The 13,318-nt window shown below is 41.7% G+C and carries 16 protein-coding genes; 15 read left to right on the top strand and 1 reads right to left on the bottom strand.

Going from position 1 to position 13,318, the window contains the following annotated elements:
- Positions 1-38: 38 nt before the first annotated feature.
- The gene (locus MHH61_RS01635) at positions 39-968 is read right to left on the bottom strand and encodes a Na/Pi symporter (protein ID WP_125586598.1); all 930 of its coding nucleotides are present in this window, start codon (positions 966-968) and stop codon (positions 39-41) included.
- Positions 969-1,150: 182 nt separating this feature from the next.
- On the opposite strand from MHH61_RS01635, the gene rpsU reads away from it, so the two are divergent.
- From rpsU to recO, 15 genes are all read left to right on the top strand, one after another.
- Positions 1,151-1,324: a 30S ribosomal protein S21 gene (gene rpsU, locus MHH61_RS01630; RefSeq protein ID WP_003152957.1), complete on the top strand. Its 174-nt coding sequence runs from the start codon at positions 1,151-1,153 to the stop codon at positions 1,322-1,324.
- Positions 1,325-1,338: 14 nt separating this feature from the next.
- Positions 1,339-1,788: a GatB/YqeY domain-containing protein gene (locus tag MHH61_RS01625; protein WP_024423028.1), complete on the top strand. Its 450-nt coding sequence runs from the start codon at positions 1,339-1,341 to the stop codon at positions 1,786-1,788.
- 141 nt (positions 1,789-1,929) lie between these two features.
- Positions 1,930-3,243: a nodulation protein NfeD gene (locus tag MHH61_RS01620; protein WP_125586596.1), complete on the top strand. Its 1,314-nt coding sequence runs from the start codon at positions 1,930-1,932 to the stop codon at positions 3,241-3,243.
- Between the two features lie 27 nt (positions 3,244-3,270).
- On the top strand, positions 3,271-4,263 hold the full coding sequence (floA, locus tag MHH61_RS01615; RefSeq protein WP_024423026.1) for a flotillin-like protein FloA: 993 nt from the start codon (positions 3,271-3,273) through the stop codon (positions 4,261-4,263).
- Between the two features lie 31 nt (positions 4,264-4,294).
- Positions 4,295-4,792: a hypothetical protein gene (locus MHH61_RS01610; RefSeq protein WP_024427958.1), complete on the top strand. Its 498-nt coding sequence runs from the start codon at positions 4,295-4,297 to the stop codon at positions 4,790-4,792.
- Positions 4,793-4,998: 206 nt separating this feature from the next.
- A complete protein-coding gene (yqfC, locus tag MHH61_RS01605; RefSeq protein ID WP_012010618.1) occupies positions 4,999-5,280 on the top strand; it encodes a sporulation protein YqfC in 282 nt (93 codons plus the stop codon).
- Between the two features lie 18 nt (positions 5,281-5,298).
- The gene (gene yqfD, locus MHH61_RS01600) at positions 5,299-6,489 is read left to right on the top strand and encodes a sporulation protein YqfD (RefSeq protein ID WP_024427959.1); all 1,191 of its coding nucleotides are present in this window, start codon (positions 5,299-5,301) and stop codon (positions 6,487-6,489) included.
- A gap of 3 nt (positions 6,490-6,492) precedes the next feature.
- Complete coding sequence (locus MHH61_RS01595; RefSeq protein WP_024423023.1) at positions 6,493-7,452, top strand: PhoH family protein; 960 nt, start codon at positions 6,493-6,495, stop codon at positions 7,450-7,452.
- Between the two features lie 111 nt (positions 7,453-7,563).
- Positions 7,564-9,678, top strand: coding sequence for an HD family phosphohydrolase (locus MHH61_RS01590; RefSeq protein ID WP_164512169.1), 2,115 nt, complete (start codon positions 7,564-7,566; stop codon positions 9,676-9,678).
- Positions 9,679-10,158: an rRNA maturation RNase YbeY gene (ybeY, locus tag MHH61_RS01585; protein ID WP_024423021.1), complete on the top strand. Its 480-nt coding sequence runs from the start codon at positions 9,679-9,681 to the stop codon at positions 10,156-10,158.
- On the top strand, positions 10,136-10,522 hold the full coding sequence (locus MHH61_RS01580; RefSeq protein WP_024423020.1) for a diacylglycerol kinase family protein: 387 nt from the start codon (positions 10,136-10,138) through the stop codon (positions 10,520-10,522). The genes ybeY and MHH61_RS01580 overlap by 23 nt, the downstream gene beginning before the upstream one ends.
- Before the next feature lie 113 nt (positions 10,523-10,635).
- The gene (locus MHH61_RS01575; protein ID WP_008356263.1) at positions 10,636-11,034 is read left to right on the top strand and encodes a cytidine deaminase; all 399 of its coding nucleotides are present in this window, start codon (positions 10,636-10,638) and stop codon (positions 11,032-11,034) included.
- On the top strand, positions 11,027-11,932 hold the full coding sequence (era, locus tag MHH61_RS01570; RefSeq protein WP_007501305.1) for a GTPase Era: 906 nt from the start codon (positions 11,027-11,029) through the stop codon (positions 11,930-11,932). Before MHH61_RS01575 ends, era begins: the two co-directional genes overlap by 8 nt.
- Positions 11,933-12,080: 148 nt before the next feature.
- Complete coding sequence (locus MHH61_RS01565; RefSeq protein WP_003217288.1) at positions 12,081-12,224, top strand: YqzL family protein; 144 nt, start codon at positions 12,081-12,083, stop codon at positions 12,222-12,224.
- A gap of 35 nt (positions 12,225-12,259) precedes the next feature.
- Positions 12,260-13,030, top strand: a complete 771-nt coding sequence (recO, locus tag MHH61_RS01560; RefSeq protein WP_101676866.1) for a DNA repair protein RecO — start codon at positions 12,260-12,262, stop codon at positions 13,028-13,030.
- Positions 13,031-13,318: the final 288 nt, after the last annotated feature.

Here is a 13,318-nt window from a genome sequence, read left to right as displayed (position 1 = left end):
ATAAAAAACCGGCTGCCAAAAGGGCAGGCCGGTTTCTTTTATTTTGACTGATTCGGCATGAGACACAAGATCAATCCGTGAAAAGGGCGAATGAACGGAAAGAAGAGGAGAGAGCTTGCCGCATTAAACAGCAGGCTGAAATGCGCAATCTGCTGGGCAGGAGAGCTTGCGAGAAGGGCGACAACCTCTGTGATCAGGGCGAGAAACGGCAGGCATAAAAGAACCCCAAGCACATTAAACACGACGTGTGCATAAGCCGTTTGACGTGCTGCGTAGCCGCCGGATATCGCAGCCATCACAGCCGTAATACATGTCCCAATATTGGACCCCAACACAAAGCTGATACCTTCCTGAAGTGCCACAGTTCCCTCATTCATAAATCCCATTAAAATACCGATACAGACTGAGCTCGAATGAACTATTGCTGTGAAAATGGTACCCGAAAGCAGCGCTGTCCAGTCTGAATGCTGCATCATTTCAAGAAAACGCAATGTCTCAGGCTGGCTTGTCATCATCCCTGCAATTTTTGAAAAGCCTTGTATGCAAAAAAAGATCATCCCGAGCCCAAATAAACTTTTTCCTGCATGTTTAAAAGATGTCCTGCCAAAAAGGATAAATACAAGACCGGCTATGATCAAAACCCACATGAACACGTCCATTTTAATGGCGATAAATTCTGTCGTAAACGTGGAGCCGATATTGGTTCCAAGAATCATTGGGATCGATTTTTTAAAAGAGAGAATGCCAGTACTGACAAAGCCAATGACGATAACCATAAACGCTGAACTGCTTTGTAGAACCCCTGTAAACACAATGCTGACCAAGAATGCTTTGACCGGGTGATCTGTAAAGAGAAGAAGTGATTTCTCAATACGAGACGAAGCAAGCGCCATTAATCCTTTTCTCAGCAAGCCCATTGACCATAAAAAAATGAAAATAAGTGCACAAAAATAAATGATCGCCATCATAGAAAAGTCCTCCTCTTACCAATGAATATATGGACTTGTCTACCTGCTCATGACGAAAATATATTTCCAAATCACTTAGTTGACCTCACACTGGGCTTATATTATAATGTCTAGGTACATGTTTTGCATGTATATCTTTTTTTAATGCAGTCGATTGGTGTATTCGGAGGGAGGGAAAGAGAATGTCAAAAACGGTCGTTAGAAAAAACGAATCGCTTGAAGATGCTCTTCGTCGCTTTAAACGCAGTGTATCCAAAACTGGAACATTGCAAGAAGCAAGAAAGCGTGAATTTTATGAAAAGCCTAGCGTAAAGCGCAAGAAAAAGTCTGAAGCTGCTAGAAAACGTAAATTCTAAAGAGGGTGGATTTTATGAGTCTTCTTGAGCAATTAAATTCTGATATGAAGCTTATGATGAAAAACCGTGAGAAAGACAAGCTTGTTGTCATTCGTATGGTAAAGGCTTCGCTGCAAAATGAAGCAATTAAGCTTAAGAAAGACAGTTTGACCGGCGATGAGGAACTAACCGTCCTTTCCCGCGAGATTAAGCAACGTAAAGACTCCCTCCATGAATTTTCGAAAGCTAATCGCTTAGATTTAGTAGATAAAGTTCAAAAAGAGATTGACATATTAGACGTTTATTTACCTGAACAGCTTTCTGAAGAAGAACTGCAAACGATCGTGAAAGAAACGATTACTGAAACAGGTGCTTCCTCGAAGGCTGATATGGGTAAAGTCATGAGCGCTATTATGCCAAAAGTAAAAGGTAAAGCTGATGGAGCTGTCATTAACAGACTTGTCAGCGAGCAGCTGTCTCAATAAAAAAGTATCCTTCTATTGTTAGAAGGGTACTTTTTTTATGCCCTCGTGATTCTGTCATATAAAAATGAAACCTATGATACATTTGTAACGTATGTAAAGGAACGGTAAAATGGAAGAAAGAGAGGAGGGATCACCAAATAGATGAAAAAAATAAAAATTTCTATTGCTCTCTTCAGTTGTTTTATAATATGCTTGTTATTAGGGGTTCAATTGACCGCGAAATCAGCAGATCAGAAAGTTCATGTTATCCCAATTGAAGATACAGTAGAAAAAGGACTTTCTAAATTCATTGAACGATCGTTTGAGCAGGCAAAGTCGGAGCGGGCGAAGCATATTATTCTCGACATCAATACACCGGGTGGTGCAGTCGATGCAGCGCTTGAGATCGCAGATACGATTCGTGCTTCTGATATCCCAGTGACAGCGTTTGTCAATCATAGAGCGCTTTCAGCCGGGGCCTTCATCGCGCTAAATGCCGATCAAATTTATATGACCCCGAATGGAAAGATGGGGGCTGCTGCGATCATCGATGGAGAAGGCAATGCTGCCGATCAAAAATCTGAATCTCTATGGCTTGCTGAAATGAGTGATGCTGCCGAAAAGCAGGGGCGTGATCCAAAGTATGCTCTTGCCATGGCGGATATAGATATAGACGCAAAAGAAGCCGGTGCACCAAAAGGAGAATTGCTCACCTTCAACACAGACCGGGCGCTTAAATTCGGTTATGCAGAAGGAGAAGCAAAAAATATGGATGAGTTGCTTCAGAAGCTGAAATTAAAAGATGCTTCTGTTCAATACGATGAAGTGAGCTTTGCTGAAAAGGTTGCGCGTTTTCTTACGCACCCAATTGTCATTCCAATCCTTTTATCCATTGCAAGTTTAGGGTTAGTTGTTGAGCTCTATTCTCCTGGCTTTGGGGTCCCGGGCACCATGGGAGTGACAGCGCTTCTTCTATTCTTTTATGGTCATCTCGTGGCAGGTTTTGCAGGATATGAGACGTTGTTCCTGTTTTTAGCAGGGATTGCACTCATCATTTTGGAATTGTTTTTGCCAGGGGGAATCGTAGGTGTCATTGGACTGATCTGTGTCGTTGTCAGCTTATTTTTAGCAGCTGGAAGCTTTACAGAAATGGCGATTTCCATCTTGATTGCCACTGCTGTTTCAATCATAGCAGTTATTTTATTGACAAAGGTGTTGGGGAAACGTATGAAATTCTTTAAAAAGTTCATTTTAACCGATTCAACCAATAAGGAAAGCGGTTATGTCTCAAATGAAACAAGAGAAGATCTTGTTGGGCAAATCGCAGTGACAGCCACTGCACTTCGTCCATCTGGTACGATCGTACTCGGAGATGAGCGCATTGATGTTGTGTCAGAAGGTGCATTTATCGATAAAGATGAACAAGTAAAAATTGTGAAAGCGGAAGGCTCACGCATTGTCGTGAGGAAAGTATAGATATACTGATTTTAGAGGAGGAATAAAATGGATCCATCTACTTTACTATTATTTGTGATTATCGCAGCAGGTTTGATTGTTCTATCGATCTTTTTCACCTTTGTACCGGTGATGCTGTGGATTTCTGCCCTAGCGGCTGGCGTAAAAGTGAGCATTTTTACACTTGTCGGAATGAGACTGCGTCGAGTGATTCCAAACCGAGTGGTCAACCCGCTCATCAAAGCACATAAAGCAGGTCTTGATGTGACGATTAACCAGCTGGAGAGCCACTATCTTGCAGGTGGTAACGTGGACAGAGTTGTGAACGCATTAATTGCAGCTCAACGCGCGAATATCGAATTGAACTTTGCCCGCTGTGCAGCCATCGACCTAGCAGGCCGTGACGTACTTGAAGCAGTTCAAATGAGTGTAAACCCTAAAGTCATTGAAACACCATTTATCTCTGGTGTTGCGATGGACGGGATTGAAGTCAAAGCAAAAGCACGTATTACAGTTCGTGCAAACATCGACCGACTTGTCGGTGGTGCAGGGGAAGAAACAATTATTGCCCGTGTAGGTGAAGGGATTGTCTCTACAATCGGTTCATCAGATAATCATAAAAAGGTTCTTGAGAATCCTGATATGATTTCTCAAACGGTTCTTGGTAAAGGATTAGATTCAGGTACTGCATTTGAAATTCTCTCGATTGATATCGCAGATGTTGATATCGGTAAGAACATCGGGGCAATTCTGCAAACAGACCAAGCAGAAGCAGACAAAAACATTGCACAGGCGAAAGCAGAAGAACGCCGCGCAATGGCTGTTGCACAAGAACAAGAGATGCGTGCGAAAGTTGAAGAAATGCGCGCGAAAGTCGTTGAAGCAGAGGCTGAAGTACCACTTGCAATGGCTGAAGCATTACGTGAAGGCAATATTGGTGTCATGGACTACATGAATATTAAGAATATCGATGCTGATACGGATATGAGAGATTCATTTGGCAAAATGACAAAAGGTCCATCTGATAATGAAAACAAATAAGCATCCTCTCACGCTTTAAGGAGGGAGCCCATTGGACATTTTATTTGAAAATCCGCTACTAATTGCGATTATCATCGGTATCATCTCTGCCGTCTTTGGGAAGATCGGCAAACAAGAGGAGAACGAAGAGCAGAATCAGCAAAAGAAGCCCGCTCCTCAGCGTAAGCAGGTGCCCCAAAAGCAAACAAAGCAAACAAGTCCAGATCCAGTCGTGACCGATCAGCTGGACGATTTCGGCGATGTGCATGATCATGGCGGGATGAAGAAAAAAACTTCTCAGTCCTTACAAGATCGCTATACGGCTACACTTGCCGAAATGGAAGAAAGAAAAAACGAGCTGAACAAAGAGTTCCAATCGCTTGAAAGAGAGCTGACAAGGCCAAAGGCTGCATCTGCTGAAATGAGGCCAAAATTCATTGAGAAGCTGAACCAAGATACAATTGTTCAAGGAATGATCCTTGGAGAAGTATTTGGAGAGCCGCGCGCGAAAAAGCCGCACAGAACGATGAAACGGCCATATAAAAGATAAAGAAGAAAGCCCCCTTTTTCATAAAGGGGGGCTTTTTTTGCCTGATGACGATTTTTCTTAAAGAAAATGCTGAAAAGGCTATTTTACGGGATTCATTAGCATGATATGAACCCCTGAGGAATAGGATGATATAGAGGCTTTCTCATCAGTCTCACCATCTTTCAGTTTGATCTCATACACATGAGGTGGGAAGGGGTTCTTATTGAATGGGAAAAAGAAAAAATCGACTTAAAGCATGGCTGACAAGAACACTTGAAATCCCTCCAGACGTGATGATGGATCTTCCCCGTATTACGATGGTTGGCAGACTCCACATTTACATAGAGAACCATAAAGGGCTTTTGCTTTTCAGTGATCAAGAGGTAAGGCTGATGCTCAAACAGGGACAATGCATTATTTCAGGGAAAGATTTTGTGATTAAAACGATTTTGCCAGAAGAGATTTTATTAGAAGGGAAAATCGATGAGGTCCGTTATATTGATTCTTAACTGACGGAGGGGAGAAGCGTGAAGAATAAATGGTTCGCCTATTTTATTGGCAGAGTGGAAGTGGAGATCAAAGGAAATGGCATTGAGCGGCTCATTAATGAGTGCACGAGGCAGGGGATCACAATGTTTCAAGTGAGCCGCCGTCAAGACAGCGTGCGCTTATTTATTCGCTTATCAGATGTACATGCCTTCAGAAAGGTACGCAGACATCATGACGTGACATGTTCATTTCATCAAAAAAAGGGCTTTCCATTTCTACTCCTATGGTCAAGGAAGAATATCGGATTTACCCTTGGGATTGTATGCTTTCTAGTGACGATATTGGCGCTTTCAAACATGGTATGGAAAATTGATATTAAAGGAGCCAATCCAGAAACTGAACATCAAATGAGAAAGCATTTAGATGACATCGGGGTGCAAAAAGGACGTTTTCAATTTCTAATGGGAACACCTGAAAAAATTCAAAAATCCCTGACAACCAATATTCCAAGCATCACATGGGTCGGTGTAGAACTAAACGGCACAACCTTTCAAATGAAAGTTGTGGAAAAAAATGAACCTGAAAAAGAGAAATACACGAGTCCTCAGCATATCGTTGCCAAGAAAAAGGCTGTCATCACGAGAATGTATGTAGAAAAAGGGGAGCCGCTCGCCGCGGTTGATGAACATGTAAAGAAAGGACAGATGCTTGTCTCTGGACTCATTGGCAGCGAAGATCAGCAAAAAACGGTAGGAGCCAAAGCGAAAATCTATGGTGAAACGTGGTATCGTTCTGAAGTTTCTGTCCCTCTTCGAACATCTTTTGACGTCTTTACGGGTAAAATGAAGACAAAGCACAAGCTCTCCGCATTTGGAGGCTCACTGCCATTTTGGGGCTTTTCTTTTAAAAAGGATGATTTTAAGCAGCCAAAAACAGAAACAGAAGTTCATCCGCTTCATTTCTTAAACATGCAGCTCCCATTCTCTTATGAAAAGGAAATTACACGCGAAAGTGAGAAAATAAATCGAGAATACACAAATAAAGAAGCGGTTCAAGCAGGGATTAAAATGGGTAAAAAAGAATTAGAAGAGAAGCTAGGTCAAACAGGAGAGGTGAAAAGTGAAAAAGTTTTGCACGAGACAACAGGGAATGGTAAAGTTAAGTTAATCATCCTTTACCAAGTAATAGAAGATATTGTTCAACCAACACCTATTGTTCAGGGAGACTAGAGAATGACAGAACATTTACTTGAGATTCAACAAAAATTGGATAGCCCAAACGAAGCGATTGCTTTATTTGGCAATCAAGATGCTTATCTGAAACTAATGGAAAACGAGCTGAACGTCTCCATTATTACGCGTGGAGAAAAAGTGTATGTTTCTGGTGAGGAAGCATCAAGAGATACAGTAAGCCGTTTGATCACATCTCTTTTACATCTCATCCGTAAAGGAATTGAGATATCTGAACGGGATGTCGTCTATGCCATTAAAATGGCGCAAAAAAACAAGCTGAATTATTTTGAAAATATGTATGAAGATGAAATAACAAAAAATGCCAAAGGAAAATCGATCAGGGTGAAAACAATCGGCCAGCGGGAATATGCTGCGGCGATGAAAAAAGATGACCTGGTGTTTGGAATTGGACCCGCTGGTACAGGGAAGACGTATTTGGCAGTCGTCAATGCGGTCCATTCACTGAAAAATGGACATGTAAAACGGATTATCCTGACAAGACCAGCTGTTGAAGCAGGAGAGAGTCTTGGCTTTTTACCAGGTGATCTAAAGGAAAAAGTAGATCCTTATTTAAGACCACTATATGATGCCCTGCATGATGTGCTTGGCAGTGATCATACGGAACGTTTAATCGAGCGCGGCGTGATTGAAATAGCGCCCCTTGCCTATATGAGAGGCCGGACGCTTGATGATGCATTTGTGATTTTAGATGAAGCGCAGAATACAACACCTGCCCAAATGAAAATGTTTTTGACGAGACTTGGGTTTGGCTCTAAAATGGTCATTACAGGAGATATTACACAGATCGATCTGCCAAAGGGCATGCAGTCAGGTCTTGCGGCTGCAAAGGACATGCTTGCAGAGATCAAGGGCATCTCATTTATTGAATTAGACCAGACAGATGTGGTCAGACACCCGCTTGTGGCGAAGATCATTGGCGCATACGAAAAGCAAAAATGAACTGAGTGACCCGATCGTCTTCATCGGGTCATTTTGTTTCGATCGTGGTTTAAAGTAAAAAAGGAGGTACTTTCCTTGAGAAAGAATCAAAAAGGCAGTAAGCGCAAAAGAATGCTGTCTAAAAAAGAACCTCAGAAAATGGAGCGCTCACGTTATTTAAATGTTTTGCTGTACGCTGGTTTAGCAGCCATTTTATTCGTGGTGCTCTTCTTCCATGTAAAGCCTGAATCGCTCGACTTAGATTTATTTTCAGTGAGCGAACAGACCATCTATTCTCCGTCAACCGTTGATGATCAAGAAGCGACAGAAGAAAAGAAACAAGAAGCAACAGATCAGGTAGAAGATCAATATACGCTCAAAAAAGCGTATTCTGATAATCGCGTAGACCTCATCTCATCCCTCTTTGAAGCCATTAAAGAAGAGAAGAAAGCAGCTGATGATAAAGAGAACGCGCCATCAGATCAAGAAATGGTCAAGCGTGTCAAAGAAAAGCTCACAACAGATATGCAGGAGGCTGTTTCGGATCAATCCATCAAAGCACTGCTTCAGGCAAGTGATGAAAATCTCTCATTTACTAAGGATTCCATCATCACAGTGGTGAATTCACTGATGAGTAAAGAAATTACAGCAGCGAAATTACAAGATGAGAAAAAACAAGTCAAAACAGAGCTTAAAAACAATTCAATTCCATCAAAATACTTAAATGCAGCGACAGAAATCGGTGAATTTGCGATCATTCCAAACTATGTATTTGACCCAGTGGCAACAGAAAAGAAAAGACAGGAAGCGGCTGACAATATTCAGCCTGTGCAAATTAAGCAGGGGCAAATCTTAGTTGAAGAAGGAGAGCTCATCGACCGGGAAGTTTATCGCAAATTAGAACTGACGGGTCTGTTAAACAGCTCAAATTTATTTAAGCCTGTAAGTGGTCTCCTCATATTAATTGGACTTTTCTTAGCAGCGATTATTCATTCCCTTGAATCGAGGAAAAAATCGCTTGTCCATAAGAATAAGTCATTACTGCTTTACTCGCTTATTTTCACGATTATATTAATTATCATGGAAGTGTTCAGCCTCTTCCAGGAAACGAAGTATACGACGATAGGCTATGTCGTGCCAGTGGCACTTGGCACGATGCTGATCAAGCTGCTCATTAATGAGCGGTTAGCGATCTTCTCCGGTCTTGTATTTGCTCTTTGCGGCAGTATGATGTTTAATCAAGGAGTAACCGGCGTCTTTAACTATGTGATCTGCGCTTATTATCTTGTGAGCGGGATGGCTGGTATTTTATTTTTAAGAAAACATAATGCAAGATCAAAAATATTGCAGGCCGGACTTTTGGTGGCTTTGGTGAATGTACTTGTGGTTTTATCCATTACACTGATCCAAAACTCTTCACCATCAGGGCTTGAAATCGGTGTGAACCTCATGATGGCAATTGTGTCAGGGTTTGCATCATCTATCTTGGTCATTGGGTTAATGCCTGTTTTTGAGAGCATGTTTGGTATTCTTTCCACAATGAAACTGATTGAATTATCCAATCCAAATCATCCGCTGCTCAAAAAGATTTTAACCGAGACACCAGGTACATATCATCATAGTGTCATGGTGGCGAATTTAGCGGATGCTGCATGTGAAGCAGTCGGCGCAAATGGTCTTTTAGCAAGGGTCGGCGCTTATTATCATGACATTGGGAAAACGAAAAGACCGCAATACTTTATCGAAAACCAAATGAACATTGATAATCCGCATGACAAGCTTTCTCCTCAGCTGAGTAAAAATATTATTATTGCCCATACGACAGATGGCGCTGATATGCTGAGAGAAAAGAAGTTTCCTGAAGAACTTGTCGACATTGCCGAACAGCATCACGGGAAGTCTCTTTTAAAGTTCTTTTACTATAAGGCGAAAGAGCGTGATGATCAGGTGACAGAAGAAGAATTCCGTTACCCTGGTCCAAAGCCGCAGTCAAAAGAAGCAGCGATTATTTCTGTGGCTGACAGCGTTGAAGCGGCGGTTCGTTCCATGCACAATCCAAATCCAGAGCGGATTGAAAAGCTTGTCAAAGGCATTATTTCAGATAAAATGCAGGACGGGCAATTTAGTGAATGTGACCTCACATTTAAAGAATTAAATATTATCAGCCAAACGATTTGTACAACATTAAAGGGGATTTTCCATTCTCGGATTGAATATCCAGATGCCCCGAAGCAGAAGGTGAAGTAAATGACATTGTTAATCGATTTAATAGATGAAACAGGACAAGTATCAAAAGAGCAGCTTGAAGAAGTGGAAAAGCTTCTTCAGTTTGCTGCAGACGAACTTGAGGTCAAGGATCAAGCGGAAGTGTCAGTGACGATCGTTTCGAATGAAGAGATTCATCAAATCAATAAAGAATACCGCGGAAAAGACGCACCAACGGATGTGATCTCCTTTGCACTTGAGGAAGAAGGAGAAGGGGAGATTGAAATCATAGGAGCGGATGATATCCCGCCTGTACTTGGTGACATTATCATTAGTGTGGATCGAACGAAAGAGCAGGCAGAGGAATATGGACATTCCTTTATGAGAGAGCTTGGATTCTTAACGATTCATGGCTTCCTCCACTTGCTCGGGTACGATCATATGACAGAGGAAGATGAAAAAGAAATGTTCGCCAAACAGACAAAAATTTTGGATGATTATGGCCTTTCGAGATCATCGTAAGAAAAGAAGGCCGCTCGCCCGTTTTTTTCGGAGTTTTTACTATGCATTTAGAGGAATATGGCGAACTTTCTTGAATGAACGGAATTTTCGATTTCACACAGTCGCAGCCATCATCGTGGTGATCTGCGGCTTTTGGTTCCGCATTGACCCATTTGAATGGCTGATCGTTCTTCTTCTTTGCGGGGGGATGTTTGCGCTTGAACTTGTCAATACAGCCATTGAACATACAGTGGATCTGATGACAGAAGAAAGACACCCGCTTGCAGAGAGAGCGAAGGACGCTGCGGCAGGCGCTGTTTGCGTTTACGCCGCGATTTCGGTTATGATTGGGTTGATCATCTTCTTACCGAAGATCATGCAATAGAACAATATTACTATTTATTAACATTTTTAGAAATGGGCGTGAAAATGTCACGTGAATTATGTAAAATATAAATGTGACAGTGGTACCATTTCTTCTGAAAGTGGGAACTAGGAATGAACAAACAAGAGTTGATTTCAGAAGCAATCAAAGCAAGAGATTTTGCATATGTACCCTATTCTAAATTCAAAGTCGGTGCAGCATTACTGTCGAATGATGGAAAAGTGTATGGCGGCTGCAACATTGAAAATGCAGCATATGGTATGTGTAATTGTGCGGAAAGAACAGCACTTTTTAAAGCCTATTCAGAAGGCATTACATCTTTTCAAATGTTAGCAGTGGTGGCTGATACAGACCGGCCTGTTTCGCCGTGCGGCGCATGCAGACAGGTCATTTCAGAGCTATGTGCACCTGATATGCCAGTGATTCTAACGAACTTAAAAGGCCATATATACGAAACAACAGTAAACGAACTATTGCCAGGCGCATTTTCACCGGAGGATTTAAATGACTAACGAAAGCTTCAAATCAGGATTTGTATCAATTATTGGAAGACCAAATGTAGGGAAATCAACTTTTCTTAATCGTGTCATTGGACAAAAGATCGCCATCATGAGCGATAAGCCCCAAACGACGCGAAACAAAGTGCAAGGTGTTCTGACAACAAACACATCACAAACGATCTTTATCGATACACCGGGGATTCATAAACCTAAGCATAAGCTTGGTGATTTTATGATGAGGGTGGCTCAAAATACACTGAAGGAAGTCGACCTGATCTTGTTTATGATCAACGCACAGGAAGGCTATGGCAAAGGTGATGAATTCATCATTGAACGACTAAAGCAAACGTCTACACCGGTGTTCCTAGTCGTCAATAAAATTGACCAAATTCATCCAGATGAACTGTTCCTTTTAATTGATGAATACCGCACACGTTATCCATTCAAGGAAATTGTGCCCATTTCAGCTCTTGAAGGAAACAATATCGACACACTTCTTCAGCAGATTGAAGGTTATCTTCCAGAAGGCCCTCAATTTTATCCGGCAGATCAAGTAACAGATCATCCAGAACGGTTTATTATTTCTGAATTAATTCGTGAAAAAGTGCTACATTTAACGAGAGAAGAGATTCCGCACAGTATTGCGGTTGCGATTGAATCGATTAAGCCAGATGAAAATGGCAAGATCCATGTCGCGGCGACCATTGTCGTAGAACGTGATTCGCAAAAAGGGATCGTCATTGGTAAACGAGGCAGCTTGTTAAAAGAAGTGGGACAAAAAGCGCGCAGAGACATTGAAGCACTTCTAGGCTCAAAAGTGTATTTAGAGCTTTGGGTCAAGGTTCAGAAGGACTGGCGTAATAAATCCACTCACCTGCGTGACTTCGGATTTAGAGAAGACGAATATTAAAAAATCGCTGCATTTGTCAGCTAATCTGACAATGGTGCGGCTCGATTAGTAAAAATTGTTTATCATGAAATGGAGGTAGCCTGGTCAAGATAAAATTAATATGTTGGATGTAGCGTTGCTGCTTCTAATAAAGAAAGGTGGGGTTTTTATGTTGAATTTTACATGGAACGTATTTTCACAAACAGGAAGCGTTGACACGTATCTGCTTTTCAAAGAGTTAGAAAAGGAGAACCTGGAAAGACCCGATGTACTTGAAGAAGAAATAGCACGATTTGATTTTCCAATCTTATAATTCTTGACCCCCTCCAGCGCTCGGAGTGTAGACAAATGCTCATTAAAAGTGAAGGAATCGTCCTTAGAACAACAGATTATGGCGAAACAAACAAAATTGTCACGCTGCTCACTAGAGAACATGGAAAAATTGGTGTGATGGCCAGAGGCGCTAAAAAATCAAACAGCCGCCTGTCAGCCATAAGCCAGCCGTTTTTATACGGCACCTTTCTCATCCAATCATCAACAGGACTTGGAACGCTCCAGCAAGGCGAAATGATTGAAAGTATGCGGGCCATTCGGGAAGACTTATTTCTCACCGCATATGCCGCATATATGACGGAATTGATGGATAAAGGGACAGAAGAAAAAAAGTCAAACCCTTATTTGTTTGAGCTTCTGCTTCAATCTCTGCGTCATCTCAACGAAGGCACAGATGCTGATATTATTTTATTTATCGTAGAGGTCAAAATGTTATCAGTGATGGGGATGAAGCCTGAACTTGATCAATGTGTCCACTGTGGTCAAAAAGAAGGGCAGTTCCATTTCTCGATAAGAGATAACGGCTTCATTTGCCAAAATTGTTTTTCGAAAGATCCATATAAACTGCCCTTATCCCCCGCAGCTGCAAGGCTGCTCCGTTTGTTTCATTATTTTGATTTATCAAGGCTTGGTCAGGTTGATGTGAAACAGCAGACGAAACAAGAAATTCGTCAAGTGCTTGATCACTACTATGACGAATATTCCGGCCTCTATTTAAAATCAAAAAAATTCATGAATCAGATGGAATCCATGAAAAAGCTAATGGGTGACGAAAACAAAAGTTGACATCTCCCATGACTTTTTGTAAGATCATCTAAGATAAAATATGTTGCATTGACAGAAAGAAGTACTTACGTAAAATCCATAAAAGCGACCTTAGGGCGGTGTGAGCTAAGGATGGAGGCGTAACGAAAGGCATTCTTGAGCAACGTAAAACAAAGCGGCTGGGTGCTACGACACCAGCAAATAGGGTGGAACCGCGGGAAAAAACTCTCGTCCCTATGTTTGCAAGAACCTTGCGAGCATAGAGACGGGAGTTTTTGTGTTCTCTTACAAGGTTCTAATCCCACCCGC

The sequence above is a fragment of the Bacillus sp. FSL K6-3154 genome, assembly GCF_040869395.1.
Classification (GTDB): Bacteria; Bacillota; Bacilli; order Bacillales; family Bacillaceae; genus Bacillus; species Bacillus safensis.
Note: the sequence above shows the minus strand (reverse complement) of the source record. Positions and strands in the feature narration are given on the sequence as shown.

Bases quoted from the DNA above. Each gene is read 5' to 3' on its own strand.
- MHH61_RS01580 (WP_024423020.1), top strand. From the start codon at position 10,136: ATGGCCTTTCGAGATCATCGTAAGAAAAGAAGGCCGCTCGCCCGTTTT.
- MHH61_RS01620 (WP_125586596.1), top strand. From the start codon at position 1,930: ATGAAAAAAATAAAAATTTCTATTGCTCTCTTCAGTTGTTTTATAATA.
- recO (WP_101676866.1), top strand. From the start codon at position 12,260: ATGCTCATTAAAAGTGAAGGAATCGTCCTTAGAACAACAGATTATGGC.
- floA (WP_024423026.1), top strand. From the start codon at position 3,271: ATGGATCCATCTACTTTACTATTATTTGTGATTATCGCAGCAGGTTTG.
- ybeY (WP_024423021.1), top strand. From the start codon at position 9,679: ATGACATTGTTAATCGATTTAATAGATGAAACAGGACAAGTATCAAAA.
- MHH61_RS01575 (WP_008356263.1), top strand. From the start codon at position 10,636: ATGAACAAACAAGAGTTGATTTCAGAAGCAATCAAAGCAAGAGATTTT.
- MHH61_RS01565 (WP_003217288.1), top strand. From the start codon at position 12,081: ATGTTGAATTTTACATGGAACGTATTTTCACAAACAGGAAGCGTTGAC.
- rpsU (WP_003152957.1), top strand. From the start codon at position 1,151: ATGTCAAAAACGGTCGTTAGAAAAAACGAATCGCTTGAAGATGCTCTT.
- MHH61_RS01595 (WP_024423023.1), top strand. From the start codon at position 6,493: ATGACAGAACATTTACTTGAGATTCAACAAAAATTGGATAGCCCAAAC.
- MHH61_RS01625 (WP_024423028.1), top strand. From the start codon at position 1,339: ATGAGTCTTCTTGAGCAATTAAATTCTGATATGAAGCTTATGATGAAA.
- MHH61_RS01635 (WP_125586598.1), bottom strand. From the start codon at position 968: ATGATGGCGATCATTTATTTTTGTGCACTTATTTTCATTTTTTTATGG.
- MHH61_RS01590 (WP_164512169.1), top strand. From the start codon at position 7,564: ATGCTGTCTAAAAAAGAACCTCAGAAAATGGAGCGCTCACGTTATTTA.
- yqfC (WP_012010618.1), top strand. From the start codon at position 4,999: ATGGGAAAAAGAAAAAATCGACTTAAAGCATGGCTGACAAGAACACTT.
- era (WP_007501305.1), top strand. From the start codon at position 11,027: ATGACTAACGAAAGCTTCAAATCAGGATTTGTATCAATTATTGGAAGA.